This is a genomic window from Streptomyces viridochromogenes DSM 40736 (assembly GCF_000158955.1).
Taxonomy (GTDB): Bacteria; Actinomycetota; Actinomycetes; order Streptomycetales; family Streptomycetaceae; genus Streptomyces; species Streptomyces venetus.
Genome location: NZ_GG657757.1, coordinates 1,545,645 through 1,570,376 on the forward strand (window position 1 = coordinate 1,545,645; position 24,732 = coordinate 1,570,376).

The 24,732-nt window shown below is 70.4% G+C and carries 21 protein-coding genes and 2 pseudogenes; 3 read left to right on the forward strand and 20 right to left on the reverse strand.

Annotated elements, in window-relative coordinates; translation table 11 throughout:
- Positions 1 to 100: 100 nt before the first annotated feature.
- From nusB to SSQG_RS06705, 17 genes are all read right to left on the reverse strand, one after another.
- On the reverse strand, positions 101 to 535 hold the full coding sequence (gene nusB, locus SSQG_RS06625) for a transcription antitermination factor NusB (protein ID WP_003988956.1): 435 nt from the start codon (positions 533 to 535) through the stop codon (positions 101 to 103).
- 2 nt (positions 536 to 537) lie between these two features.
- Positions 538 to 1,104: an elongation factor P gene (efp, locus tag SSQG_RS06630; RefSeq protein ID WP_003988957.1), complete on the reverse strand. Its 567-nt coding sequence runs from the start codon at positions 1,102 to 1,104 to the stop codon at positions 538 to 540.
- Positions 1,105 to 1,153: 49 nt separating this feature from the next.
- Positions 1,154 to 2,263, reverse strand: a complete 1,110-nt coding sequence (locus SSQG_RS06635; protein ID WP_003988958.1) for an aminopeptidase P family protein — start codon at positions 2,261 to 2,263, stop codon at positions 1,154 to 1,156.
- A 415-nt stretch (positions 2,264 to 2,678) separates the two neighbouring features.
- The gene (locus SSQG_RS06640) at positions 2,679 to 3,548 is read right to left on the reverse strand and encodes a Pro-rich N-terminal domain-containing protein (RefSeq protein WP_003988959.1); all 870 of its coding nucleotides are present in this window, start codon (positions 3,546 to 3,548) and stop codon (positions 2,679 to 2,681) included.
- A gap of 163 nt (positions 3,549 to 3,711) precedes the next feature.
- Positions 3,712 to 4,803 carry a 3-dehydroquinate synthase gene (gene aroB, locus SSQG_RS06645; protein ID WP_003988960.1) on the reverse strand — a complete coding sequence of 364 codons (1,092 nt, stop codon included), beginning with the start codon at positions 4,801 to 4,803 and terminating at the stop codon, positions 3,712 to 3,714.
- Positions 4,800 to 5,312 (reverse strand): shikimate kinase, encoded by a 513-nt coding sequence (locus tag SSQG_RS06650; RefSeq protein WP_003988961.1) that lies wholly within the window; start codon positions 5,310 to 5,312, stop codon positions 4,800 to 4,802. Before SSQG_RS06650 ends, aroB begins: the two co-directional genes overlap by 4 nt.
- Positions 5,309 to 6,493: a chorismate synthase gene (gene aroC, locus SSQG_RS06655; RefSeq protein WP_003988962.1), complete on the reverse strand. Its 1,185-nt coding sequence runs from the start codon at positions 6,491 to 6,493 to the stop codon at positions 5,309 to 5,311. Before aroC ends, SSQG_RS06650 begins: the two co-directional genes overlap by 4 nt.
- A gap of 144 nt (positions 6,494 to 6,637) precedes the next feature.
- Positions 6,638 to 6,988, reverse strand: a complete 351-nt coding sequence (locus tag SSQG_RS06660) for a hypothetical protein (RefSeq protein WP_003988963.1) — start codon at positions 6,986 to 6,988, stop codon at positions 6,638 to 6,640.
- Between the two features lie 51 nt (positions 6,989 to 7,039).
- Positions 7,040 to 7,867: a shikimate dehydrogenase gene (locus tag SSQG_RS06665; RefSeq protein WP_003988964.1), complete on the reverse strand. Its 828-nt coding sequence runs from the start codon at positions 7,865 to 7,867 to the stop codon at positions 7,040 to 7,042.
- Between the two features lie 10 nt (positions 7,868 to 7,877).
- Complete coding sequence (mltG, locus tag SSQG_RS06670; RefSeq protein WP_003988966.1) at positions 7,878 to 9,563, reverse strand: endolytic transglycosylase MltG; 1,686 nt, start codon at positions 9,561 to 9,563, stop codon at positions 7,878 to 7,880.
- 123 nt (positions 9,564 to 9,686) lie between these two features.
- Positions 9,687 to 10,151 carry a Holliday junction resolvase RuvX gene (ruvX, locus tag SSQG_RS06675; RefSeq protein WP_003988967.1) on the reverse strand — a complete coding sequence of 155 codons (465 nt, stop codon included), beginning with the start codon at positions 10,149 to 10,151 and terminating at the stop codon, positions 9,687 to 9,689.
- 16 nt (positions 10,152 to 10,167) lie between these two features.
- Positions 10,168 to 12,840, reverse strand: coding sequence for an alanine--tRNA ligase (gene alaS, locus SSQG_RS06680; protein WP_003988968.1), 2,673 nt, complete (start codon positions 12,838 to 12,840; stop codon positions 10,168 to 10,170).
- The gene (locus tag SSQG_RS06685) at positions 12,840 to 13,193 is read right to left on the reverse strand and encodes a hypothetical protein (protein WP_003988969.1); all 354 of its coding nucleotides are present in this window, start codon (positions 13,191 to 13,193) and stop codon (positions 12,840 to 12,842) included. Before SSQG_RS06685 ends, alaS begins: the two co-directional genes overlap by 1 nt.
- 9 nt (positions 13,194 to 13,202) lie before the next feature.
- Entirely contained in the window at positions 13,203 to 13,643 is a 441-nt protein-coding gene (locus SSQG_RS06690; protein WP_003988970.1) for a DUF948 domain-containing protein, read from the reverse strand.
- Between the two features lie 189 nt (positions 13,644 to 13,832).
- Complete coding sequence (gene rpsD / locus SSQG_RS06695) at positions 13,833 to 14,447, reverse strand: 30S ribosomal protein S4 (RefSeq protein ID WP_003988971.1); 615 nt, start codon at positions 14,445 to 14,447, stop codon at positions 13,833 to 13,835.
- A gap of 304 nt (positions 14,448 to 14,751) precedes the next feature.
- Positions 14,752 to 16,104, reverse strand: a complete 1,353-nt coding sequence (locus SSQG_RS06700) for a replication-associated recombination protein A (RefSeq protein WP_003988972.1) — start codon at positions 16,102 to 16,104, stop codon at positions 14,752 to 14,754.
- 56 nt (positions 16,105 to 16,160) lie between these two features.
- The gene (locus SSQG_RS06705) at positions 16,161 to 16,817 is read right to left on the reverse strand and encodes a vitamin K epoxide reductase family protein (protein WP_039932071.1); all 657 of its coding nucleotides are present in this window, start codon (positions 16,815 to 16,817) and stop codon (positions 16,161 to 16,163) included.
- A 142-nt stretch (positions 16,818 to 16,959) separates the two neighbouring features.
- Here SSQG_RS06705 and SSQG_RS06710 point away from each other — a divergent pair.
- Positions 16,960 to 17,685, forward strand: a pseudogene (locus SSQG_RS06710) (ABC transporter ATP-binding protein); the annotation flags it as partial.
- Between the two features lie 113 nt (positions 17,686 to 17,798).
- Here SSQG_RS06710 and hisS read toward each other — a convergent pair.
- The gene (gene hisS / locus SSQG_RS06715) at positions 17,799 to 19,061 is read right to left on the reverse strand and encodes a histidine--tRNA ligase (RefSeq protein WP_003988975.1); all 1,263 of its coding nucleotides are present in this window, start codon (positions 19,059 to 19,061) and stop codon (positions 17,799 to 17,801) included.
- A gap of 11 nt (positions 19,062 to 19,072) precedes the next feature.
- Positions 19,073 to 19,780, reverse strand: a complete 708-nt coding sequence (locus SSQG_RS06720) for an MBL fold metallo-hydrolase (RefSeq protein ID WP_003988976.1) — start codon at positions 19,778 to 19,780, stop codon at positions 19,073 to 19,075.
- Between the two features lie 167 nt (positions 19,781 to 19,947).
- On the opposite strand from SSQG_RS06720, the gene SSQG_RS06725 reads away from it, so the two are divergent.
- Both SSQG_RS06725 and SSQG_RS06730 read left to right on the forward strand, forming a co-directional pair.
- A complete protein-coding gene (locus tag SSQG_RS06725; protein ID WP_003988977.1) occupies positions 19,948 to 20,793 on the forward strand; it encodes a peptidylprolyl isomerase in 846 nt (281 codons plus the stop codon).
- Positions 20,794 to 20,929: 136 nt separating this feature from the next.
- The gene (locus tag SSQG_RS06730) at positions 20,930 to 22,159 is read left to right on the forward strand and encodes a DUF349 domain-containing protein (RefSeq protein WP_003988978.1); all 1,230 of its coding nucleotides are present in this window, start codon (positions 20,930 to 20,932) and stop codon (positions 22,157 to 22,159) included.
- 65 nt (positions 22,160 to 22,224) lie between these two features.
- Here SSQG_RS06730 and SSQG_RS06735 read toward each other — a convergent pair.
- Positions 22,225 to 24,732 (reverse strand): annotated as a pseudogene (locus SSQG_RS06735) (RelA/SpoT family protein); the annotation flags it as partial.

Below are 24,732 nucleotides of genomic sequence, written 5' to 3' on the forward strand. Positions count from 1 at the left end.
CCCCGGCGGCGTTCCGAGGGTCGGACGGCACTCGGCCGTACGGAATGCCGGAGGGCCCGCAGCGTGACCGCTGGGGGCCCTCCGGCATTCTCTGTCTCTCTCAGGCCTCGTCGCGGCGGAGCGAGGGCTTGAGGTCCTTCAGCCGGCCGAGCAGGCCGTTCACGAACGAGGGCGACTCGTCCGTGGAGAACTCCTTCGCCAGCTGCACCATCTCGTCGAGGACGACGGCGTCCGGGGTCGCGTCGACCCAGATCAGCTCGTAGGCTCCGAGCCGCAGGATGTTGCGGTCGACGACCGGCATCCGGTCGAGCGTCCAGCCGACCGAGTACTGGGCGATCAGCTCGTCGATGCGCTTCGCGTGCTTCGCGTAGCCCTCGACCAGCTCCATCGTGTACTCGCTCACCGGTGGCTGCCGGGTGTCGGCCCGGGAGAGCCGAACCCAGTCCGCGAGGACCGTGAGGGCCTCTGCGCCACGCTGGTCGCCCTCGAAGAGGATCTGGAAGGCGCGCTTGCGGGCCGTGTTGCGGGCAGCCACGGTTAGCTGTTCACCCGGCCGAGGTAGTCGCTGCTGCGGGTGTCGACCTTGATCTTCTCACCGGTGGTGATGAAGAGCGGGACCTGGATCTGGTGGCCGGTCTCCAGCGTGGCCGGCTTGGTGCCGCCGGTGGAGCGGTCGCCCTGGACGCCCGGCTCGGTCTCCTGGATGACGAGCTCGACAGCGGCCGGGAGCTCGACGAAGAGCACCTCGCCCTCGTGCTGCGCGACGGTGGCGGTGAAGCCCTCGATCAGGAAGTTGGCGGCGTCGCCGACGGCCTTGCGGTCGACGTGCAGCTGGTCGTAGGTCTCCATGTCCATGAAGACGAAGTAGTCGCCGTCCATGTAGGAGAACTGCATGTCGCGCTTGTCGACGGTGGCCGTTTCGACCTTGACGCCGGCGTTGAAGGTCTTGTCGACGACCTTGCCGGAGAGCACGTTCTTGAGCTTGGTGCGCACGAAGGCCGGGCCCTTGCCGGGCTTGACGTGCTGGAACTCGACGACGGACCAGAGCTGGCCGCCTTCGAGCTTGAGCACCATGCCGTTCTTGAGGTCGTTCGTGGAAGCCACGGTTGCGGAATCTCCTGGACTGACGTACGACCCCGGGGCACGCACCTGCCTACAGGGCGAGCAGCTCCTTGGTCGTGATGGTGAGTAGCTCGGGTCCGCCGTCCGCCTCGGGGCGGACGACGAGCGTGTCATCGATCCGGACGCCGCCCCGGCCCGGGAGGTGGACCCCCGGTTCGACGGTGACCGGCACGCAAGCGTCCAGTTTACCCATGGCCGCAGGACTCAACTGAGGGTCCTCATCGATTTCGAGCCCTACCCCGTGTCCGGTCAGGGCCGTGAGGCCCTCCGTGTACCCCGCGGAGTCCAGGACCTGACGGGCGGCCCGGTCGACGTCCCGGCAGGCGGCGCCGGGTACCAGGCTCTCACGACCGGCCCGCTGCGCCGCGAAGACCAGGTCGTACAGCTCGATCTGCCAGTCCGCGGGAGCGGTGCCGATCACGAAGGTACGGCCGATCTCGCAGCGGTAGCCGCGGTACGTGGCACCGAGGCAGACGGAGAGGAAGTCGCCCTCCTCCACGCGCCGGTCGGTGGGCCGGTGCCCTGGCCGCCCGGCGTTCGGCCCGGTGGCGACGGACGTCGGGAAGGCCGGTCCGTCGGCCCCGTGATCCACGAGGCGCCGTTCCAGCTCCAGGGCGAGATGGCGCTCGGTACGGCCGACGAGGATGGACTCCAGCAGTTCGCCGAGGGCCTGGTCGGCGATCTCGGCGCCGATGCGGAGGCAGGAGATCTCCTCCTCGTCCTTGACCACCCGGAGCTGCTCGACCGCGCTGCCGAGGTCGGCCAGGCGCAGCCGGGGGGCGACCGAGCCGAGGGCGCGGTGCCGGGCCACGGTGAGGTGGTGCTCCTCCACGGCCAGGGAGTCGGCGCCCTGGCCCGCGGCGAGGTCGCCGGCCGCGACGACCGGGTCGCCGCCACCGGCTGGGGGCAGGATCTGTACGCGCAGGGTCTCGTCGGGCCGCTCCTGGCCCGGGCGGCCGGCCGTCGGACCGCCGCACACGAGCAGGTCCTCGGTCTTGCCCAGCAGGAGCACGGCTCCGCGCGGGGCGGCGCCCGCGAGATAGCGCACATTGGCGGGACGGGAGACCAGCGCCGCCGCGCTGCCGCCCGCGTTGCAGTATTCCCTCAAGCGCGTCCGGCGGGCCGCGTACACGTCTGACATGACCCGAGCCTACGAGCGGGGGCGGGATGCCGCCGGTCGAGAGGGCCGAGTGGGGGTGCCGGCGGCGGCTGAGCGCGTAGCGCCTACGCGTGAGGTGGTGGGTCGGGGCCGCGCCGGGGGGTGTCCGTCCTCGGAACAGCGCGATGGGGTCGGATACCAACTGACCGTCCGTTGACGCGCCAACCGCCGCGGGCGAGCACCCCCCGGCACGTCCCCTTCCGTGCGTACGCGAGTGCGGGTGCAATCCGCTCGAGCTGCGGGCAGTCGTGCCGCTGGGGCGATGGGGGCCCCTGCTCGAGCGAAGCCGAGAGCTTGGGGGAGGCACCCCGCCACCCCGGGTTGCGCAACGCCCCGGCCCCGGCAGCAACGCCCGGCACGCACCGAGCGCCGGGTCAGTGCACCGACCGCCCGCCGGCTACCACTGCGGCGGACTCGCGATGGACCTGGCCAGGACGTCGTCCAGTACCCGGGCCGTCTCCGGTACATCCATCTGCGAGTTGTCGATGATCGGCAGGCCGGACCCGTACCACCCGGCCATCCGCCCGTGGATACGGGCGACCTCCTCGTCCGTCAGCCGCCGGTTGCCCGAGCGCTCCGCGTTGCGTTCCAGAACGATGTCCAGCCCGGGAAGAAGGACGACCGGCAGCAGCCCTGGCCCCACATGCCGCTTCCAGCCGCCGAGGCCGACGACCGGCCGGTCGGGGAAGACCGCGTCGTCGAGGATGCACGAGATGCCGTTGGCGAGGAAGTTGCGTGCGGCGAATCCGCAGGTGCGGCGGGCGAGGCGGTACTGCGCCTCGGAGTTGTCGTTCCACCCCGTCTGTGGGTCGGCGAAGCCCGAGCGGACCCACTCGCGTACGTCGTCGAGGCTGATGTGGGCCGTGGGAACCCGGCGATGGTCCGCCCAGTACTTGGCGACGCTGGTCTTCCCGGCACCGGCGGGCCCGATGAGCAGGACGGCGAGCGTCGTGCCTGAGGGGTCGGGTGCCGCCGTGGCGGGCGGCGGGCTGGGCATGGCGACCGGGCCGCCCGGCGGCAGCGGCACATGGCCGGTGGTGTCCGGCACGGGAGGGACAGAGACCGGTTGCGGAGCCGGGGCATGCGGAGCCGGGCCGGGCGGTGGCGCGGGATATCCCGGCGCCGGGGGCGGCGCGGGCACGGGCGCGGAGCCCTGGGGCACGCCCGGGTGCTGCGGACCCGGGTGGTGTGCGGCCGGCGACCAGCCGGCCGGTCCGTGCCCCGTCTGGTGGGGCGGCGGCAGCGGAGAACCCACTGCGTGCTGCATCCGGTGCCACTCCGTCTCGTACAGGCGATGGGCGCTGACAGCGGGGGCGGGCCCGCCGCTACCGAACGGTACCGCCCCCGGCCATTGTTGTGTGAACGGCCGAGGGCGACCCGAAGTGCCCGGCCGCGTAAGGCGTTTTCGGGCGGAAGGCGCGGCGTGGGACTTACTGCCCCACCTCTCCGTACGCGGCGAGCAGCACCGCCGGGTCGGGTCCCTCCAGCACCGTGGGCTTGGCCAGACCGTCGAGGACGATGAAGCGCAGCAGGTCGCCGCGGGACTTCTTGTCGACCTTCATGGTCTCCAGCAGCTTGGGCCACTGGTCGTGGCGGTAGTACAGGGGCAGGCCGACCGCTTCCAGGACGGTGCGGTGGCGGTCCGCCGTCGCGTCGTCCAGCCTGCCTGCCAGGCGGCCCAGTTCGGCGGCGAAGTGCATGCCCACCGAGACCGCGGCGCCGTGGCGCCACTTGTAGCGCTCGTTCTTCTCGATGGCGTGGCCGAGGGTGTGGCCGTAGTTGAGGATCTCGCGTAGGCCCGACTCCTTCAGGTCGGACGACACGACATCGGCCTTGACCCGGATGGAGCGCTCGATGAGCTCGGCGGTGTGGGGACCGGCCGGGGTGCGCGCCGCCTCGGGGTCGGCCTCGATGAGGTCGAGGATCACCGGGTCGGCGATGAAGCCGGCCTTGATGACCTCGGCGAGTCCGGAGACGTAGTCGTTGACCGCGAGGGAGTCCAGCGCGGCCAGGTCGCAGAGCACTCCGGCGGGCGGGTGGAAGGCACCCACCAGGTTCTTGCCCTCGGCGGTGTTGATGCCGGTCTTGCCCCCGACGGCCGCGTCGACCATGGCGAGGACGGTGGTCGGGATGGCGATCCAGCGCACCCCGCGCAGCCAGGTGGCGGCCACGAACCCGGCCAGGTCCGTGGTCGCGCCGCCGCCGACACCGACGATGACGTCCGTGCGTGTGAACCCGGACTGGCCGAGCGCCTTCCAGCAGTAGGCGGCGACCTCCGCGGTCTTGGCCTCCTCCGCGTTGGGCACCTGGATGGCGATCGCCTCGTAGCCCTGCTCGGCCAGGTCGGCGCGGAGCGCCTCACCGGTCTCGGCCAGCGCCTCGGGGTGGACGATCGCGACCCGCTTGGCCTTGGTTCCGATCAACCCGGCCAGCTCGCCCAGGAGCCGGCGGCCCACCAGGACCTCGTAGGGGTCGGTGCCGGCGGTGCCGCCGACTTGGATCCGCGTCACTGCCTCGCTCATGCTTCCTTCAACTCCAGTGCGTCCAGCGCCGCTCGGGTGACCTCTTCGGGCGTACGTCCGTCCGTCGCGACGACAGCCGTGGCGACCTCCTCGTACAGGTGCCGGCGGGCCTCCATCAGCTCGCGCCACTGCTTGCGCGGGTTGATCGCGAGCAGCGGCCGGGCCGCGTTGAGGCCGGTCCGCTTGACCGCCTCCTCGACATCCATCGACAAGTAGACGACACGGTGGCCGGTGAGCAGGGCACGGGTGTCCGGGTCGAGGATCGCGCCGCCGCCCAGGGCCAGCACCCCGTCGTGCCCGACCAGGGCCTCGCGCACGGCCTGCTTCTCGATCGCGCGGAAGACGGGCTCGCCCTCCTCGACGAAGATCTCGGCGATCGTCCGGCCCTGCGCGGCCACGATGTCGTCGTCGGTGTCCCGGTAGCCGGTCCCGAGCCGCTCGGCCAGCAGCTGCCCGACGGTGGACTTGCCCACGCCCATCGGGCCGACGAGCACGATCAGTGGGCTCATCGGATGGCCAGGTTGTCGAGGTAGGACCGCACGTTGCGGCGGGTCTCGGTCACGCTGTCGCCACCGAACTTCTCGGCGACGGCGTCGGCGAGGACGAGGGCGACCATCGCCTCGGCGACGATGCCGGCGGCCGGCACTGCGGACACGTCGGAACGCTGGTGGTGAGCCTGGGTCGCCTCACCGGTGGTGACGTCCACCGTCTGCAGGGCGCGCGGCACGGTCGCGATCGGCTTCATCGCGGCGCGGACCCGCAGCAGTTCACCGGTGGTCAGACCGCCCTCGGTGCCGCCGGAGCGGCCGGAGACGCGGCGGATGCCCTCGGGCGTGTTCACGATCTCGTCGTGCGCCTTGGAGCCGGGCACCCGCGCCAGCTCGAAGCCGTCGCCGACCTCGACGCCCTTGATCGCCTGGATGCCCATGAGCGCACCGGCGAGCCGGGCGTCCAGCTTCCGGTCCCAGTGCACGTGCGACCCCAGCCCCACCGGCACGTCGTAGGCCAGGATCTCGACGACGCCACCGAGGGTGTCACCGTCCTTGTGGGCCTGGTCGATCTCCGCGACCATCGCCTTCGACGCGTCGGCGTCCAGGCAGCGCACGGGGTCCGCGTCCAGCTTCTCGACGTCGGCCGGGGTCGGGTACACGCCGTGCGGTGCCTTCGCCGAGGCCAGCTCGACGACGTGGCTGACGATCTCGATGCCGGTCGTCTCCTTGAGGTACGACCGGGCCACCGCGCCGAGGGCCACCCGGGCCGCGGTCTCACGGGCGGAGGCCCGCTCCAGGATGGGCCGGGCCTCGTCGAAGCCGTACTTCTGCATGCCGGCGAGGTCGGCGTGGCCGGGCCGTGGGCGGGTCAGCGGGGCGTTGCGGGCGAGCCCGCCGAGGATCTCCGGGTCGACCGGGTCGGCCGCCATGACCTGTTCCCACTTGGGCCACTCGGTGTTGCCCACCATGACCGCGACCGGGGAGCCGAGGGTGAGGCCGTGCCGGACGCCGCCGAGGAAGGTGACCTCGTCCCGCTCGAACTTCATGCGGGCACCGCGCCCATAGCCCAGGCGTCGCCTCGCGAGATGGTCCGCCACCATGTCCGTGGTGATCGGCACGCCGGCGGGAAGGCCCTCCAGCGTCGCGACGAGTGCGGGACCGTGGGATTCCCCCGCGGTCAGCCAGCGCAACCTGCTCAACGGTGCTCCTCAGTTTTCGCGGCCTGCTTACTGCCCAGCGTACGCACGCCGTCGCGTACGGCTACGGCCGGGCCGGGTGCTCGGACCCGGGTACGCCACCTCCGATCCTCCCATGCCCCGGCCGCGCGTCCGGCCGCCGGTCCATCAGGCGGACGTGCCGGGGGCCGGACCGTCGGAGCCGGCCCGCTGCGGCGCGTAGGCGCCCAGGAAGTCGGCTCCGCTCGGCTGCGGTGCGGACTGTGCCGGCCGCGGGGCGTACTCCCCCAGGTAGTCCGCCCCGCGCCCCTGTCCGAACTGCGCTGCGGCGTGGACCGGCTGTCCGCCCCGGACGGCGCGGCGGTAGGCGATCTTCCGCTTGATCTTCACGGCCCAGGACGCCACGACGGCGAGCACGATCAGGGCGATCACCGTGATCTGCACCCAGTCGGGCAGGAAGCCCAGCAGGGCCTCGAATATCTGGGACTTCGCGGACGCCTGAGGCAGGCCTGTGGACATGACGAGCGTTCCCCTCCCCTGTTCCGCCCCCTGCGGAACCGAGAGCGGATCCTAGCGGGCCGCGAGAGCGCGCTCGCCCGCTTTTCGCATGGCGTCCAGGGGCGCCGGGGCCAGCCCCGTCATCTGCTCGACCTGGAGCACGGCCTGGTGCACCAGCAGGTCGAGTCCGCTGACGACGGCCCCGCCGTACGAGGACCAGCGGGCCGCGAGGTCGGTCGGCCAGGGGTCGTAGAGCACGTCGAAGAGGGCCGCCGGGCGCTCCGGCACGGACCGGGCGAGGGCGTCGGTGACACCGGCCGGGGTGGTGCTGATCACCAGGGGCGCGCGCAGGGCCTGCTCGGCGTCCGCCCAGTCGGCGACGCGTACCGTGACCTCCAGCCGCTCGGCCCACCGCCGCATCTCGGCGGCCCGGGCCTCGCTGCGCACGTAGACGGCGATCTCGCCCGGGCAGATCCGGGTCAGCGCGGCCAGTGCGGACGAGGCGGTGGCGCCCGCTCCGAGGATCGCGGCGGCGTCGACCTTGTCGATGCCGTGCTCGCGCAGAGCCGCGACCATGCCGGGGACGTCGGTGTTGTCGCCGGTCCGGCGGCCGTCCTCGGTGAGGACGACGGTGTTGACCGCGTCGACCGAGGCCGCGGTGTCGCTGATCTCGTCGAGCAGCGGGATCACGGCCCGCTTCAGCGGCATGGTCAGCGAGAGCCCCGCCCACTCGGCGCCGAGCCTCTCGAAGAACCCGGGCAGCCCGGCCTCGTCGACCTCGAACCTGTCGTACGTCCAGCCGGCCAGGCCCAACTCCTGGTAGGCGGCTCGGTGCAGGACCGGGGAGAGCGAGTGCGCGATCGGGGAACCGAGCACGGCGGCCCGGTGTGGTGCGGCCATCAGGAGTTCCTCAGTTGTTCCGCGAGGCGTTGAACTGGTCGACCAGCTTCTGGTGTTCGGCGTTCGTCTTCGTGAACTTGCTGGTCTTGCCGTCGAGCGAGATGAAGTAGTACCAGCCGTCGCCCGTCGGGCTGAGGGCGCCCTTGATCGCTTCCTCGCCCGGGTTGTCGATCGGTCCCGGCGGCAGTCCCTTGTGGAAGTACGTGTTGTACGGGTTGTCGTAGTTCCGCAGTTCGCTCAGGCTCAGGTCGATCTTGCTCTGGTTCTTGATGTAGTTGTAGGTGGAGTCGAACTCCAGCATGCCGTTCGTCTGCGGGTTCCCGGGCTTCATCCGGTTGTAGACGACCTCGGCCATCTTGCGGAAGTCGTCGTGGCTCGTGCCCTCGGCCTGGGCGAGGCTCGCGACGGTGACCAGTTGCCACGGGTCGTCGAGTCCGAGGTTCTGGGCCTTCTGCTCCACACCGAGCTTCTCGTACGTCGCGGTGGCCCGCTGGACCATCTGCTTCAGGACGTCCTCGGGCTTCTGGCCCTTGCTCACGCCATAGCTGGACGGATAGAGGAACCCTTCCAGCGGGTCCTTGACGCCCGGGTGGTTCTGGGCCCAGGCGGGCAGGCCCAGCTTCTTGTAGTCCTTCTTGGCGACCGCGGCGGTGGTGCCGTCCTTGACCTTCAGCCGCTTGTCGATGAGCCGGTAGACGTCGGCGTTGCGCTTGCCCTCGGCGATGATGAGGTTGTCGCGGCTCTCGGGGCTGAGCATCAGTTCGACCGCGCTGGCGGCCGACATTTGCTTCTGCAGCGTGTAGACACCGGCCTGGATGGTCCGGCCGTCGGGATTGCCCGCCTGGGCCGAGACGAAGGCGTCGACGCTCTTGACGACACCCGCGGACTTCAGTGCCCGTCCGATCGCGTAACCGTCCGCGCCCTCGGGGATCTCGACGGACACTTCCTGCCCGCTGCCGTCGCCCGCGAAGTCCGGGGCGTCAGCGAAACGATCCTGGTAGAACTGGTAGCCGAAGTAGCCCGCGCCCGCGAGGCCTCCACCGAGGACCAGGGCGACGAAGAGGCAGGCCATGCCGTTGCGGCGCTTCTTGGGCTTGCCGCCGCGGCCCTGCTGGTCGTCGCCGCGTCCGCGACGGTCGCCCGGTTCGTCGTCCTCGTCGTCACCGCCCGCGAAGAAGGCGTGCTCGCCCTGGTCCGGTCCGGGGTCCCAGACGGTCTCGGGCGGCTCCGGTTCCGCGTTGCGGCGGCCCGGCGGCTCGGGGGGCGGATACGCGTCCGGTGTGCCGTAGTAGTCGCGCTGGTCCTCGCCGTACGGGGCGGTCTGCTGCCCGTAGGGGTCGGCCGGATCGGGCGGGTAGGGGGCCTGGCCGTGCGAGCCGGTGGCCCAGGTGCCGGAGTCGTAGCCCTGCTGCGTCTGTACGGCGTACTGCGGGTCGTAGTTCCGCTGGTCGTACTGCTGCTGGTCGTACTGGTGCTGCGCGTACTGCTGGTACTGCTGCTGCGCCTGACCGTATCCGGCCTGTTCGCCGGTGCCCCAGTCGTCGTACTGCTGCTGCTCCGGATAGTGCTGCGGCTGGCCGCCGTAGGGGGACTGCCGGCCCTGGTGGGCCTCCTGTCCTCCCCATCCGCCGTCCCCGTACAACGGGTCCTCCGGATGCCACGGTTCGGAGCCTTGGCCCCGGCCATACTCAGTCATCGATCCCCTAGAGCCGCGAGGCGGCGGTCACGCGGCTTACGGCTCCGCTCCCGTATCGCCTCTTGCTGTGCGGCGGGACCGTTCGAACGCCGCCGCGTCGCGCGGAACGTTACCGTATCGCGATCAGATGACCACTTCGACGCCTTCGCCGGGTGCTTTACCTGACACCCGTTCGGATTCAAGCGCCTGTTGCAGGATCACCACGGCCGCTGCCTGGTCGATGACGGACCGCCCCTTCTTGGACTTCACGCCCGAGGCGCGCAGTCCCTGACTGGCCGTCACCGTCGTCATGCGCTCGTCCACGAGTCTCACCGGAACCGGGGAGATCATGCGGGCGAGTTCCTGGACGAAGCCCCGGACCTTGACCGCGGCCGGTCCCTCGCCCCCCTTGAGGGAACGCGGGAGACCGACCACGACCTCGATCGGCTCGTACTCCTCGACCAGGCCCTTCAACCGCCGCTGGGCTGCGGGGATGTCACGCCCGGGGACCGTCTCCACCGGGGTGGCGAGGATCCCGTCGGGGTCGCACGAGGCGACCCCGATCCGGGCGTCCCCGACGTCGATCGCGAGTCGACGTCCTCTTCGCATCTTCTTGACCCGATTCTTACTTGGCCGTCTCGGCGACCAGGCGCTCGACGGCGTCGACGGCGTCACCCACGGCGGCCGGGTTCTGGCCGCCGCCCTGGGCGACGTCCGGCTTGCCGCCACCGCCGCCGCCGAGGGTCTTGGCGGCCGTACGGACCAGGTCGCCGGCCTTCAGGCCGCGCTCGCGGGCGGCCTCGTTGGTGGCGATGACCGTCAGCGGCTTGCCGTTCGCCACCGCGAACAGGGCCACCACGGCGGGCCGTCCGCCCTGGATGCGTCCGCGCACGTCGAGCACGAGCTTGCGCAGGTCGTCGGCGGTCGTGCCGTCCGGGACCTGACCGGTCACGACAGCAATGCCGCGGACGTCCTTGGCGGATTCGGCGAGACCGGCGGCAGCCTGGAGGACCTTCTCGGCGCGGAACTTCTCGATCTCCTTCTCGGCGTCCTTCAGCTTGCCGAGCATGGCGGAGACCTTCTCCGGGAGCTCCTCCGGACGGCCCTTGATCAGCTCCTGGAGCTGGGCGACGACCGTGTGCTCCCGGGCGAGGAAGTTGTAGGCGTCCACACCGACCAGCGCCTCGATACGGCGGACACCCGAGCCGATGGAGGATTCGCCGAGCAGCTTCACCAGGCCCAGCTGGGCGGTGTTGTGCACGTGCGTGCCGCCGCACAGCTCCTTGGAGAAGTCACCGATGGTGACCACGCGGACGCGCTCGCCGTACTTCTCGCCGAACTCGGCGATGGCGCCCTGCTTCTTGGCCTCGTCGATGCCCATGACCTCGGCCTGGACGTCGAGGTCGCGGGCGAGCACCTCGTTGATCTTCTGCTCGACGTCGGTCATCACGGCCGTCGGGACGGCGGACGGGGAGCCGAAGTCGAAGCGGAAGCGGCCGGGCTGGTTCTCGGAACCGGCCTGGGCGGCCGTCGGGCCGAGGGCGTCGCGCAGGGCCTGGTGGGTCAGGTGGGTGGCCGAGTGGGCACGGGCGATGGCCGTGCGGCGACGGCCGTCGATGGAGGCGTGCGCCTTGGCGCCGACGGTGACCTCGCCGACCTGGACGACGCCCTTGTGCACGTAGACACCCGGGACCGGCTTCTGGCAGTCGCGGATCTCGATCACGGCACCGGTGTCGACCTTGATCTTGCCGGTGTCGCCGATCTGGCCGCCGCCCTCGGCGTAGAAGGGGGTGCGGTCGAGGACGATCTCGACCTCGTCGCCCTCGGTGGCGGCCGGGGAGGAGGCGCCGTCGACGAGGATGCCGACGATCGTGGACTCGCTCTCGGTGTCGGTGTAGCCGATGAAGTCGGTGGCACCGGCCTGGTCGGCGATCTCGCGGTAGGCGCCGGCGCCGGCGTGCCCGGTCTTCTTGGCCTGGGCGTCGGCCTTGGCGCGCTCCCGCTGCTCCTTCATCAGGCGGCGGAAGCCGTCCTCGTCCACGGAGAGGCCCTGTTCGGCGGCCATCTCCAGGGTGAGGTCGATCGGGAAGCCCCAGGTGTCGTGGAGCAGGAAGGCCTTGTCACCGGGCAGCACGGTGCTGCCGGCGGCCTTGGTGTCGGTGACGGCCGTGTCGAGGATGTTGGTGCCGGCCTTCAGCGTCTTGAGGAAGGCGTTCTCCTCGGCGAGGGCGACCTTCTCGATGCGCTCGCGGTCGGTGATGAGCTCGGGGTACTGCTGGCCCATCATCTCGATCACGGTGTCGACCAGGTCCTTCACGACCGGACCGGTGGCACCGAGCAGGCGCATGTTGCGGATGGCGCGGCGCATGATGCGGCGCAGCACGTAGCCGCGGCCCTCGTTGCCGGGGGTGACGCCGTCGCCGATCAGCATCACCGAGGTGCGCATGTGGTCGGTGACCACGCGCAGGGAGACGTCCGAGTCGTGGGCGTCGCCGTAGCGGACGCCGGTCAGCTCGGTGGCCTTGTTGATGACGGCCATCGAGGTGTCGATCTCGTACATGTTCTGCACGCCCTGCAGAATCATGGCGAGGCGCTCGAGGCCGAGGCCGGTGTCGATGTTCTTGCTGGGCAGTTCGCCGAGGATCTCGAAACTGTCCTTGCCGGTGCCCTCGCCCCGCACGTACTGCATGAAGACGAGGTTCCAGATCTCCACGTACCGCTCGTCGTTGACGGCGGGGCCGCCCTCGACGCCGAACTCGGGGCCGCGGTCGTAGTTGATCTCGGAACAGGGGCCGCAGGGGCCGGGGACGCCCATGGACCAGTAGTTGTCCTTCATGCCGAGGCGCTGGATGCGCTCCTTCGGCACGCCGACGACCTCGTGCCAGATGCGCTCGGCCTCGTCGTCGTCCTTGTAGACGGTGATCCACAGGCGCTCGGGGTCGAGGCCGTAACCGCCCTTGTCCTGGGGGCTGGTGAGCAGCTCCCAGGCGTACGTGATGGCGCCTTCCTTGAAGTAGTCGCCGAAGGAGAAGTTGCCGCACATCTGGAAGAAGGTGCCGTGCCGGGTGGTCTTGCCGACCTCTTCGATGTCGGGCGTGCGCACGCACTTCTGCACGCTGGTGGCGCGGCTGAAGGGCGGCTTGACCTCACCCAGGAAGTAGGGCTTGAAGGGCACCATGCCGGCCGGGACGAGGAGCAGAGTCGGGTCGTCCGCGATGAGCGACGCCGAAGGGACGACGGTGTGACCGCGCTCCTCGAAGAAGCTCAACCAGCGGCGGCGAATCTCAGCCGACTCCATCAGTGGTCCTCATTCCGGTTGTACGGGTACGTCTGGTACGTCGAGCCCTCGACGTACTTGGGGTTGTTGCGGTTCTCGATGGCGGCGTACCGCCGGGGCCCGGGGAGTTCGGGATTCTCGTTGATCCCGAGGGCGTCGCCCAGCTCGGCCTCCCGCGCGGCCATGTTGTCCCGGACGTCGAGCGCGAAGTCCAGCGCACGGTCCTTGATGCGGTGGCCGGCCTCGATCGCCTTGTTCCCCGCGGTTCTGGCCAGGCTCTCGGGCGTGAGTTGCTTCAGCTTGCGGTTGACCTTGGTGGTGGCCCACACACCGGCGGCGACGCCCGTGGTGAACCAGAAGGTACGGCGGAACATCGCTGTCTCTCAGTCCCTCTTCCCTCGGGCGCTGCGCCGAGAGACCGTGCGGCCCACGATCACGGTACGCCTGGACGCCTTGGCGGGCGCGTCCTCCTTGCGGCCGCCGAGGGCCCGGCGCACGCCGTAGCCGAAGGCGGCGACCTTGACCAGCGGGCCGCCGAAGGTGGAGGCGACGGTGGTCGACAGTGCGGAGGCGTTCGACGTGACCTCCTGGACGTCGGAGGCGATCGCGTCGACCCGGTCGATCTGGGTCTGCGCGGAACGCACCGCCGAGGAGGCGTCTGCCAGCAATGGGACGGCCTGGTCGGTCACGTCCGCCACCAGCTTGGTGGTCGCTCTGAGTGTCTGGGCCAGCCTCGCCAGCGCGACGGCGAGGAAGGAGACCAGAATCGCCCAGAAGACGGCCACCAGGATGCCGGCCACCTCTCCACCGGACACTGTGTGCACCCGCTCCCTGAAACGTGCCTGAACATCTGCCTGAATACGAGAAAGTCGTGCCACGAGCCTATCGCGCCGGGGGTGCGGCTCCGTACCGGATTGCCGCCCGGCGGCGGCGGATTCGCGAAAGCCCGCCGCCTCGCCCGCCCGGAAGGGACGGGGAGACGGCGGGCTGTTGTACCGCGTGCCTGCCGAAGATCAGCGGGCGTAGTACTCGACGACGAGCTGCTCGTCGCAGATCACCGGGATCTCCTTGCGGTTCGGCTCGCGGTCCAGGCGGAACGCCAGGGCCTTGAGGTTCACCTGGAGGTAGCGCGGGGTCTCGCCGTCGGGGGCGAAGCCACCCTCACGGGCGATCGTGAAGAGGGTCTTCTCCTTGGAGCGGTCGCGGACCTGCACGACGTCGTCCGGACGGACACGGAAGGAGGGCTTGTCGACCTTCTTGCCGTTGACCGCGATGTGGCCGTGGACGACCATCTGGCGGGCCTGGTAGATCGTGCGGGCGATGCCCGAACGAAGGACCAGCGCGTCGAGACGACGCTCGAGCTCGATGATCAGGGCCTCACCGGTCTTGCCCTGGACCTTGGAGGCACGCTCGTAGGCGCGGACGAGCTGGCGCTCGGACACGTCGTACTGCGCACGCAGACGCTGCTTCTCGAGCAGACGGACCTTGTAGTCCGAGTTCTGCTTGCGGCCACGGCCGTGCTCACCCGGCGGGTAGGGGCGGGCCTCGAAGTACTTGACGGCCTTCGGGGTCAGTGCGATGCCGAGGGCACGCGACTTCTTGACCTTGGGGCGGGACTGGTTCGCCACTGTCTTTTCTCTTTCCTGGTTTCCGGCTTGTCAGGGTTGAGGGAGGTCGCATCCGCAGCCGGGGAAACCCGCCTCGCCCTTGCGGACGGGGTGGGCAGCCGCTCCCCTGGTCTGGGCACATACGTGCAGCACGCGAGTGGCCCACCGGCCGGTCCCGTCGTGCGACGGGTGGTGGTGGGCTGCCCGCGACACCGTTCGACGGTGCGCGACGCTCCTGGAGCCGATTCCGGAGGACCGGGGCTCCGGCCGACTGTCCCGTTCTGACTGCACGGGACGCGGCACTCCGGACGAGTTTACAGGGTGCTCAGGACCGCTTTCGACCGAGGTTCTTCCGGGTCCACTCGACGGCGTCCGCGTAGCGGGCCTCCGCGCCGTGCCGGGTGGGTTCGTAGTACTCGCGGTCCTTGAGCGCGTCCGGGGCGTACTGCTGGGCCGCGATGCCCTCGGCCAGGTCGTGCGGGTAGACGTAGCCCTGGCCGTGGCCGAGTTTGGTCGCGCCCTTGTAGTGGCTGTCGCGCAGGTGCGCGGGCACCGGGCCGGCGAGGCCCTTGCGGACGTCCTCCAGGGCGGCGCCGATCGCGGTGGTCGCCGCGTTCGACTTGGGTGCGAGGGCGAGGGCGATGGTGGCGTGGCTGAGGGTGAGGGCGGCCTCCGGGAAGCCGATCATGGCGACGGCCTGGGCGGCGGCGACCGCCGTCTGCAGGGCGGTCGGGTCCGCCAGCCCGATGTCCTCGCTGGCGGAGATCATGAGGCGCCGGGCGATGAACCGGGGGTCCTCGCCGGCCTCGATCATCCGAGCCAGGTAGTGCAGGGCGGCGTCGACGTCGGAGCCGCGGATGGACTTGATGAGGGCGCTGGCCACGTCGTAGTGCTGGTCGCCGTCGCGGTCGTACTTCACGGCGGCCCGGTCGACCGTCTCCTCCAGGGTGGTCAGGCCGATCTCCGGCTCGCCCTTGTCGAGGGCGGCTCCGGCGGCCGCCTCCAGGGCGGTCAGGGCCCGGCGGGCGTCGCCGCCGGCGATGCGCAGGAGGTGGTTCTCGGTCTCCTCGGGGAGGGCGACGGCGTCCCCCAGGCCGCGCTCGTCGCTGAGGGCACGGCGGATGAGGCCCCTGATGTCGTCGTCCGTGAGCGGTTCGAGGGTGAGCAGCAGAGAGCGGGACAGCAGGGGCGAGATCACCGAGAAGTACGGGTTCTCCGTCGTCGCCGCGATCAGGGTCACCCAGCGGTTCTCGACGGCCGGGAGCAGGGAGTCCTGCTGGGCCTTGCTGAAGCGGTGGATCTCGTCGAGGAAGAGGACGGTCTCCTTGCCGTAACCGCCGGAGGCGCGGCGGGCTCCGTCGATGACCGCGCGGACCTCCTTGACGCCGGCGGTGATCGCCGACAGCTCCACGAAGCGGGCGTCGGTGGCCTTGGAGACGACGTAGGCCAGGGTGGTCTTGCCGGTGCCGGGCGGGCCCCAGAGGAGCACCGAGGAGGGGCCGGCCGGACCGGAGGCCTCTCCGACCAGTCTGCGCAGCGGTGAGCCCGGTTTCAGCAGGTGCTGCTGGCCCACGACCTCGTCGAGGGTGCGCGGGCGCATCCGCACCGCCAGGGGGCTGCTGGACGGCTCCTTCTCCTGGCGTTCTTCGGCTGCGGCGGTGAACAGGTCGGGCTCCACGTCAGAAACCCTAAATCACCGCACCGACAATCCGGCCCGGGCCCGGACCGCCCGGGTCAGCTGGTCCAGAAGTCCCACCAGCGGGTCAGGACCAGCATGCCGATGATGCCGATGTGCAGCACGGGCATGACCCACGTGAACTCGCCGAAGAAGCTCTTGAGCCAGTTCGGGGCGGGCAGGAAGCCCTTGCGGATGTTGAACGACGTCACGTACCAGAACATGATGATCGTGGCGACCCAGGCCAGGGAGCACCACAGGCACAGCGCGTTGATCCGGTACAGGGACTGGAACATCAGCCAGGCGCAGAAGCCGACGCCGAAGAGGCAGCCGGCGTTGAAGGTGAGCCAGTACCAGCGCGGGAAGCGGGCCCGGGCGAGCAGGCTCACGCCGACGCAGATGACGATGCCGTAGCAGACGAGACCGAGCATCGGGTTCGGGAAGCCGAAGACCGCGGCCTGCTTGCTCTCCATGACGCTGCCGCAGGAGACGACGGGGTTGAAGCTGCAGCCGGGCGTGAATGTCTTGCCCTCGACCTTGGCCTCGAGGATCTTGAACTTGTCGATCGTGATGACCCACGCCGCGAGCAGCCCGGCCGCGCCGGTGATCATCAGCATCAGGGCGAAGGCCCGGCTGCCGCCCTCGCGACGGGGCGCGATCTCGGCGCTCTCCGGCTCGGGTTCCGTGGAGACGTCCTTCACTGTCGTCTTGCTCATCCCGCCGATTCCGTCACTCGAGATCCGGACTGCTTCGGTCAGGGCCATTGTGCCGCACGGGGGCGCCTGTCCACCGTTCAGTGGACATAAGCATGTCCTCCCGGTCGTCCCTGAGGGGTCGTTTTCGGCCGACGCTCGTCGTATGACAGCACAGGGGTACGACCTCGCCGTGGAGGTGCGGGGGCTGCGCAAGCGCTACGGCGACGCGACCGCCGTCGACGGCATCGACCTGGGCATCCGGCGCGGCGAGGTGTTCGGCCTGCTCGGGCCCAACGGCGCGGGCAAGAGCACCACGGTGGAGATCCTCCAGGGCAACCGGAGCCGGGACGCGGGCGAGGTGTCCGTGCTCGGGTCGGACCCGGCCTGCGCCACGCGCGCGTGGCGGTCACGTGTCGGAATCGTCTGGCAGGACGAATCGGCGCCCGCCGAGTTGACGGTCCGGGAGGCCGTGCGGCACTTCGCCCGCTACTACCCCCGGCCGCGGGACCCGGAGGAGGTCATCGGCCTGGTCGGCCTGGCGGCGAAGGCGGACAGCCGGATCAAGGCGCTGTCGGGCGGCCGGCGCCGGCGGCTGGACGTGGCGCTGGGCGTGATCGGCGGTCCTGACCTGCTGCTCCTGGACGAGCCGACGACCGGGTTCGATCCGGCCGCCCGACGGCGGTTCTGGTCGCTGGTCCGCGCCCTGGCCGACGACGGCACGACCATCCTGCTGACCACGCACTACCTGGAGGAGGCGGAGGCCCTCGCGCACCGGCCGGCCGTCGTCGCGAAGGGCCGGATCGCCGCCGAGGGCGAGCCGCAGGCGTTGCGGGAGAGGTCCGGCGGTGAGGCCGTCGTCGAGTGGACGGAGCCGGACGGCACCGCGCGCCCGTCCGGTCCCCCAGGGGCTCCGCCCCTTCGACCCCGCCAGGGGGCTGCACCCCCTGGGCCCCCGGTCGGCCTGAACGGCCTCGTCCTCAAGCGCCGGACGGGCTGGAAGGGTCAGCCCAGGCGCGCTTCCAGTTCGGCCACGATCTCGTTCACGCCCACCGCCGTCTGCTCGCCCGACTCCATGTCCTTGAGCTGGACGACGCCCTCGGCGAGGTCGCGTTCGCCGGCGACGACGGTGTAGCGGGCGCCGCTGCGGTTGGCGTTCTTCATGGCGCCCTTGAGGCCCTTGCCGCCGTAGGAGAAGTCCGCCGCGATGCCGTTCTTGCGCAGCTCCGTGACCTTCGCGAACAGAACCCGGCGGGCCTCCTCGCCGAGCGGGACGGCGAACACGCTGGTGGTGGCGGGGAGTTCGAGCTCGACGCCCTCCGCCTCCAGAGCGAGGACCGTGCGGTCGACGCCGAGGGCCCAGCCGACGGACGGCAGCGCGGGGCCGCCGATCATCTCCGACAGCCCGTCGTAGCGGCCGCCGCCGCCCACGGCGGACTGCGAGCCCAGGCCGTCGTGGACGAACTCGAAGGTGGTGCGGGTGTAGTAGTCCAGGCCGCGGACCAGCTTCGGGTCGTCCTCGAAGGCCACCCCCGCCGCCGTGATCAGTTCGCGCACCTCCTCGTGGTACGCCTTGCACGCGTCGCAGAGGTAGTCCCGCAGCAGCGGGGCCTCCCCCAGCTGCTTCTGGACCGACTCACGCTTGTCGTCCAGGACGCGCAGCGGGTTGATCTCCGCGCGGCGCAGGGTGTCCTCGTCCAGGTCCAGGCCGCGGAGGAAGTCCTGCAGCGCCGTCCGGTACACCGGGCGGCACTCGCTGTCGCCCAGGCTGTTGAGCAGGATCCGGAAGTCGCTCAGGCCCAGCGAGCGGTACGCCTGGTCGGCCAGGATGAGCAGCTCGGCGTCCAGCGCGGGGTCCTCGGCGCCGATCGCCTCGGCACCGACCTGGGAGAAGTGGCGGTAGCGGCCCTTCTGGGGGCGCTCGTAGCGGTAGTACGAGCCGGAGTACCAGAGCTTGACCGGGAGGTTGCCCGCCTTGTGCAGGTTGGCCTCCAGCGCGGCACGCAGGACGGAGGCCGTGCCTTCGGGGCGCAGGGCCAGCCTGTCGCCGCCCTTCGTCTCGAAGGCGTACATCTCCTTCGTCACGATGTCCGTCGACTCACCGACGCCGCGCGCGAAGAGTTCGACGTTCTCGAAGCCGGGCGTCTCGATGTAGCCGTAGCCGGAGTTGCGCAGCGGTGCGGCGATGGCCTCGCGGACGGCCAGGTACTTCGCACTGTCCGGCGGGATCAGGTCGTACGTGCCCTTGGGGGCCTTGAAGGTGCTCACGGAAGGTCTCGTCACATTCCTCGTCGGGGAGCGTCGTGGGCTCCCTGGCCGGCGGCCACCTGCCGCAGATACGGATTGGTGGCACGCTCCTGGCCGATGGTCGTCTGGGGGCCGTGGCCGGACAGCACCACGGTCGAGTCGTCGAGCGGCAGGCACACGCGGGCCAGCGAGTCGAGCATCTCGGCCATGTCACCGCCGGGCAGGTCGGTGCGTCCGATGGAGCCGGCGAACAGCAGGTCGCCCGAGAACAGGATCGGCGGGATGTCCGCCGCCTCGGGCATGCCGAAGGTCACCGACCCCTTGGTATGGCCCGGGGCGTGGGCCACGGCCAGCTCCAGACCGGCCAGCTCCAGCTTCGCGCCGTCGGCCAGTTCCTTGACGTCGTCCGGCTCCCCCACGGTCAGCTCGCCCAGGAGCGGCATGCCGATGGAGCGGCCGATTCCCTTCTCGGGGTCTCTCATCATGTACCGGTCGTCGGGGTGGATCCAGGCCGGCACGTCGTGCGCGCCGCACACCGGGACGACCGAGGCCACGTGGTCGATGTGGCCGTGGGTGAGGACGACGGCGACGGGCTTGAGCCGATGCTTGGCGATCGCTTCCGCGACGCCGTCGGCGGCCTGATGGCCGGGGTCGATGATCACGCACTCCTCACCGGCGGCGGGGGCGACGAGATAGCAGTTCGTCCCCCAGGCCCCGGCGGGGAACCCGGCAATGAGCACGATCGTCCTTCGTTGTGTCGATACGGGCGGCTGCGGCTGCCCACAGAGCCTACCGGCGCTGCCGATTCCTCAGCGAACCCATATACGGTACGGGGCACACGCAGGCGGTCGGCGCACAGGCCCCACGCGTACCGGTCGATGTTCGAGACGCATGAGGAGAGAACCCGGTGGTCAGCCAGGAACAGCGGCGGCGTCAGCTCGCCCGTGAGAAGTACTTGCGGCAGCAGCAGCGACGCACTGAGACGCGACGCAAGGCCCGCATCCGCAACTCCGTGATCGCCTCGGTCCTCGGCGTGGTCGTGGTGTTCTCCGTGACGGTCTTCCTGACCAAGCCGTTCGAGGACGACGGCAAGAAGAAGAACGCGAGCGCGGAGGCCGGCCCGAGCGCCTCGCCCAGCAAGGCCCCGGACCCGTGCGAGAAGCCCGCCGCGGGCAAGGTCAAGTCGGAGACCTGGAAGAAGGAACCGGCGATGACCATCGACGAGTCGGCGAAGTACACGATGAAGATGGACACGACCTGCGGCGAGATAGACATCGACCTGAAGGCGTCGGCGGCACCGCACACCGTCAACTCGTTCAACTTCCTCGCCGGGAAGGGCTACTTCGACCACAGCAAGTGCCACCGGCTCACCAACCAGGGCATCTACGTCCTGCAGTGCGGCGACCCGCAGGGCACCGGCATGGGCGGCCCCGGCTACACGATCCCGGACGAGAACCTGAAGGACAAGAGCCTCAAGGGCGGGGTGTACCCGGCGGGCACGGTCGCGATGGCGAACCAGTACAACCCGCAGGCCAAGAAGGGCCGGAACACCGGTGGCAGCCAGTTCTTCCTGGTCTACCAGGACAGTCAGCTGCCGCCCGACTACACACCGTTCGGTACCGTGTCCGAGGCGGGCATGAAGGTCCTGAAGAAGATCGCCGCCGCCGGAGCTGCGGCCCCCGACCCCCAGACGGGTAACACGGCGCCCAACGCGACGGTCGTGATCAACAAGGCCACGATCACCGAATCCTGACCCCCCAACTGCGAAATTTCGGTCGCGCGGGATGCGGACACGCCCCCCGCCGGTCGCCTATGTTGGCCGTGACGAAACTGTGGACGATGCCCGGGGGCACTGAAGCCCCTCGCAGGCATCATGTGGAGGAGGCGCTGTGAGCAGCGACCCGTGGGGCCGCGTCGACGAGACGGGGACCGTGTACGTGCGTACGGCCGACGGCGAGCAGGTCGTCGGTTCCTGGCAGGCAGGCTCCCCCGAGGAGGCGCTGGCCTATTTCGAGCGCAAGTACGAGGGCCTGGTTGTCGAGATCGGCCTCCTCGAGAAGCGAGTGAAGACCACCGACCTGTCGGCGAAGGACGCCCAGGCCGCGATCGACCACATCCGGGAACAGGTCGACGCGCATCACGTAGTGGGCGACCTGGACGCCCTGCGGGTCCGGTTGGACAAGCTCGTCGAGCAGGTGGAAGCGCGCCGCGAGGAGCGCAAGGCGCAGCGGGCGAGGCAGTCCGACGAGGCGCGCAAGGCCAAGGAGACGCTGGTCGCCGAGGCGGAGGAGCTGTCGCAGTCCGACCAGTGGCGGGCGGCCGGTGAGCGGCTGCGGGCCCTGGTGGACACCTGGAAGGGTCTGCCGCGGCTGGACCGCAAGTCCGACGACGAGCTGTGGCACCGGTTCTCGCATGCCCGGTCGGCGTTCTCCAAGCGGCGCAAGCAGCACTTCGCGCAGCTGGACGCGCAGCGCGAGGAGGCGCGGCGGACCAAGGAGCGGCTGGTCTCCGAGGCCGAGGCGCTGTCGAACTCCACGGAGTGGGGTGCGACGGCCGCGCGCTACCGGGAGCTGATGGCCGAGTGGAAGGCCGCCGGCCGTGCGCAGCGCGAGCACGAGGACGACCTGTGGAACCGCTTCCGCGGCGCCCAGGACGTCTTCTTCGCGGCCCGCAGCTCGGTCTTCGCCGAGCGGGACGCCGAGCAGACGGAGAACCTGAAGCTCAAGGAGGAGCTGGCCGAGGAGGCCGAGAAGCTCCTGCCGATCACGGACCTGAAGGCGGCCCGGGCCGCCTTCCGCAATGTGAACGAGCGCTGGGAGGCCATCGGCCACGTGCCGCGCGACGCCCGGCCCAAGGTCGAGGGCCGTATGCACGCCGTCGAGCGGGCCATCCAGGAGGCCGAGGAGGCCGAGTGGCGCCGGACGAACCCGGAGGCACGCGCGCGTGCCGAGGGTCTGACCGGTCAGCTGCAGGCCGCTGTGGACAAGCTCCGAGGCCAGATCGAGCAGGCCCGGTCGCAGGGCAACACCGCCAAGGCCGACAAGCTCGAGCGTGAGCTCGAGGGCCGCCAGGCGCTGCTCGACCAGGCGCTGAAGGGTCTCCACGAGTTCGGAGGCTGACCCGTTCACCGAAAGAGGGCCTCCGTACCGGACGGGGGCCCTCTTTCGCGTGGTCGCCGCGGCCGTCAGGTCCTGTTGCGCGCGGACGTCACCCGGTACACGTCGTAGACACCCTCCACGCCCCGGACCGCCTTCAGCACGTGGCCGAGGTGCTTCGGGTCGCCCATCTCGAAGGTGAACCGGGAGGTGGCGACGCGATCGCGAGAGGTCTGGACGGCGGCGGAGAGGATGTTGACGTGCTGGTCGGACAGCACGCGGGTGACGTCGGAGAGCAGCCGGGAGCGGTCCAGGGCCTCGACCTGGATGGCGACCAGGAAGACCGAGGACTGGGTGGGCGCCCACTCGACCTCGAGGATGCGCTCGGGCTCGCGGGAGAGTGACTCGACGTTCACGCAGTCATGGCGGTGCACCGATACGCCACTGCCGCGGGTGACGAAGCCGATGATGGGGTCGCCCGGAACGGGGGTACAGCAGCGGGCCAGCTTGACCCACACGTCCTCGACGCCCTTGACGACGACGCCCGGGTCGGCGCTGGAGCGGCGTTTGCGGCTGCGGCCACGGGCCGGCGGGACCGACTCGTCGATCTCCTCGGTGGCGGCCTCCTCGCCGCCGAGGGCCTGGACCAGCTTCTGCACGATGTTCTGCGCGGACACATGGCCCTCGCCGATCGCCGCGTACAGCGCGGAGATGTCGGCGTAGCGCATCTCGTGCGCCAGGGTCACCAGGGAGTCGCCGGTCAGGATGCGCTGGATCGGCAGGTTCTGCTTGCGCATCGCGCGGACGATGGCGTCCTTGCCCTGCTCGATCGCCTCGTCGCGGCGTTCCTTGGAGAACCAGGCCCGGATCTTGTTGCGGGCGCGGGGCGACTTGACGAAACCGAGCCAGTCACGGGAGGGGCCGGCGCCGGGTGCCTTGGAGGTGAAGACCTCCACCAGATCGCCGTTGTCGAGGGTGGACTCCAGCGGGACCAGACGGCCGTTGACCCGGGCGCCGATGGTGCGGTGGCCGACCTCGGTGTGCACGGCGTACGCGAAGTCGACGGGGGTGGCTCCGGCGGGGAGCGCTATGACATCGCCCTTGGGGGTGAAGACGAAGACCTCGTTGCGGGACAGGTCGAAGCGCAGGGACTCCAGGAACTCGCCGGGGTCCTCCGTCTCCTTCTGCCAGTCCAGCAGCTGGCGCAGCCAGGCCATGTCGTTGAGGTGGTCGTCCTTGCTCTTGCCGGACGACTTGGGCGCGTCGGTGCGCACCTTGGAGGCGCCGGCGACGGCCTCCTGCTTGTACTTCCAGTGCGCGGCGATGCCGTACTCGGCGCGGCGGTGCATGTCGAACGTGCGGATCTGCAGCTCCACGGGCTTGCCGCCGGGGCCGATGACCGTCGTGTGCAGCGACTGGTACATGTTGAACTTGGGCATCGCGATGTAGTCCTTGAACCGGCCGGGGACCGGGTTCCATCGCGCGTGCACGGTGCCGAGGGCCGCGTAGCAGTCGCGGACGGTGTCCACGAGGACGCGGATGCCCACCAGGTCGTAGATCTCCGCGAAGTCCCGGCCGCGAACGATCATCTTCTGGTAGACGCTGTAGTAGTGCTTCGGGCGGCCGGTGACGGTCGCCTTGATGCGGGCCGCGCGCAGGTCCTGCTGGACCTCGTCGGTGACGATGGCCAGGTACTCGTCACGCTTCGGTGCCCGCTCGGCCACCAGCCGTACGATCTCGTCGTACATCTTGGGGTAGAGGATCGCGAAGGCGAGGTCCTCCAGCTCCCACTTGATGGTGTTCATGCCCAGGCGGTGGGCGAGCGGCGCGTAGATCTCCAGGGTCTCGCGCGCCTTCTTCTCCTGCTTCTCGCGCTTGAGGTAGCGCATGGTGCGCATGTTGTGCAGGCGGTCGGCGAGCTTGATGACCAGGACGCGCGGGTCCTTGGCCATGGCGACGACCATCTTGCGCACGGTTTCGGCCTGGGCGGCCTCGCCGAACTTGACCTTGTCGAGCTTGGTGACGCCGTCGACGAGCAGGGTGACGACGTCGCCGAAGTCGCGGCGCAGGTCGTCCAGGCCGTACTCAGTGTCCTCGACCGTGTCGTGCAGCAGACCGGCCATCAGGGTGGCCGGATCCATACCCAGCTCGGCGAGGATCGTCGTCACGGCGAGGGGGTGCGTGATGTACGGGTCGCCGCTCTTGCGCTTCTGGCCGCGGTGCCAGCGCTCGGCGACCTGGTAGGCGCGCTCGATCTGGCGGAGCGTCGCCGTCTCGATCTTCGGGTCGTTGCTGCGCACTATGCGCAGCAACGGCTCCAGCACCGGGTTGTAGGGGTTCGCGCGCTGGACGCCGAGACGGGCGAGGCGGGCGCGGACGCGGTTGGAGGAGCCGGTGCGGGCGGGCTGGCCGGTGGTCTGGCGCACGGCGGGCGGGAGGGGCTTGGGGCGCGACTGCTCGGCGGGCTTGTCGACCGGCGCCGACTGGGCGTGCTCGACCGGCCCGCGGGTGTCGTTCTTCGCGTGCTGCCGTTCGGCGCGGGCTTGGCCGCGGCTGCCGAGGCGGCCTCTCTTGGCGGCGGTCAGGTGCTGGGCCTC

Bases quoted from the DNA above. Each gene is read 5' to 3' on its own strand.
- SSQG_RS06650 (WP_003988961.1), bottom strand. From the start codon at position 5,312: ATGAGCCCACTGATCGTGCTCGTCGGCCCGATGGGCGTGGGCAAGTCC.
- alaS (WP_003988968.1), bottom strand. From the start codon at position 12,840: ATGGAGTCGGCTGAGATTCGCCGCCGCTGGTTGAGCTTCTTCGAGGAG.
- SSQG_RS06660 (WP_003988963.1), bottom strand. From the start codon at position 6,988: ATGTCCACAGGCCTGCCTCAGGCGTCCGCGAAGTCCCAGATATTCGAG.
- mltG (WP_003988966.1), bottom strand. From the start codon at position 9,563: ATGACTGAGTATGGCCGGGGCCAAGGCTCCGAACCGTGGCATCCGGAG.
- SSQG_RS06635 (WP_003988958.1), bottom strand. From the start codon at position 2,263: ATGTCAGACGTGTACGCGGCCCGCCGGACGCGCTTGAGGGAATACTGC.
- SSQG_RS06685 (WP_003988969.1), bottom strand. From the start codon at position 13,193: ATGTTCCGCCGTACCTTCTGGTTCACCACGGGCGTCGCCGCCGGTGTG.
- SSQG_RS06665 (WP_003988964.1), bottom strand. From the start codon at position 7,867: ATGGCCGCACCACACCGGGCCGCCGTGCTCGGTTCCCCGATCGCGCAC.
- aroB (WP_003988960.1), bottom strand. From the start codon at position 4,803: ATGAGCGAGGCAGTGACGCGGATCCAAGTCGGCGGCACCGCCGGCACC.
- ruvX (WP_003988967.1), bottom strand. From the start codon at position 10,151: ATGCGAAGAGGACGTCGACTCGCGATCGACGTCGGGGACGCCCGGATC.
- SSQG_RS06640 (WP_003988959.1), bottom strand. From the start codon at position 3,548: ATGCAGCACGCAGTGGGTTCTCCGCTGCCGCCGCCCCACCAGACGGGG.
- SSQG_RS06705 (WP_039932071.1), bottom strand. From the start codon at position 16,817: ATGAGCAAGACGACAGTGAAGGACGTCTCCACGGAACCCGAGCCGGAG.